At 43.7% G+C, this 1,106-nt stretch carries 1 pseudogene; it reads left to right on the top strand.

Annotated features, from left to right (window positions below):
- Positions 1-80: 80 nt before the first annotated feature.
- Positions 81-1,106: pseudogene (locus tag AB4486_RS22840) on the top strand (IS3 family transposase); the annotation flags it as partial.

Genomic DNA, 1,106 nt, shown 5'->3' with positions numbered 1-1,106 from the left:
ACCATTTGGACATAGCTATGATCCGCACCATAAGTTTTGGACACTGAGTTAAGTGAGTACAATCACTAACGAGGTGAACAATGACAACTAAGAAAACACGAATCAAACATGCTCCTGAATTTAAAGCCGAAGCACTTAAGTTAGCAGAGAAAGTCGGTATCGCTGCTGCCGAACGACAGCTATCGTTGTATGAATCTCAAATTTATGGGTGGCGTAAAGCCGTCAAAAAAGATGCGAAAATCAGCGATAGAGAAAGGGAGCTCGCCACTGAAAATGCCAAACTCAAACGGTTATTGGCTGAGCAAGCTGAAGAGCTAGATATCGTAAAAAAGGCCGCCACCTACTTCGCGAAAAATCTAAAGTAGATTGCTATGAGTTTATGCTCGAACACCTGATGCAATATAGGATTGTCCGTATGGCTAAGGTGTTTGAGGTTTCTCGAAGTGGGTTTTATTATTGGATTGATAATCGCCATAAAGTCACTCAACGCAACGAGCACCGAAAGCAGCTTGATATCAAAGTTCGAGAAGTCTTTGATGATAAAAAGGAACGCGACGGTGCAAGGCGTATTCAAAAAGAACTAGAGGCAAATGGTAATAAGCACGATGTAAAAACCATTGCCGCGAGCATGAAGCGCCAGAGCTTAGTCGCGAAGGCCGCCCGTAAGTTCAAATGTACGACAGACAGCAAGCATAGGCTTCCTGTTGCCCCGAACTTGCTTGAGCAAGATTTTAATGCAACAGCACCGAACCAAAAATGGGCTGGAGATATTACCTATCTAGCGACAAGCGAAGGTTGGATGTATTTAGCGGTTGTTATCGACTTGTACTCACGGCAAGTCGTTGGTTGGTCAATGAGCACCAGAATGACCGCGACTCTGGTCTGTGATGCGCTATCAATGGCATTGTTCCGTAGAGGCATGCCCGAAGGGGTGATTATCCATAGTGATAGAGGTAGTCAATATTGTTCAAAAGACTACAGATACTTAATCTCAGCCCATAATTTAAAACAAAGTATGAGTAGGAAGGGAAATTGCTGGGATAACGCCTGTGTTGAAAGCTTTTTCCATTCAATGAAAGTAGAAGCCGTCCAATACGAGCCGATAA

Origin of the sequence: Vibrio sp. 10N.222.55.C6, from assembly GCF_041473395.1 — a bacterium.
GTDB lineage: Bacteria > Pseudomonadota > Gammaproteobacteria > Enterobacterales > Vibrionaceae > Vibrio > Vibrio crassostreae_C.
The sequence above is the reverse complement of the archived record's forward strand: the minus strand, read 5'-3'. Positions and strand labels throughout refer to the sequence as shown.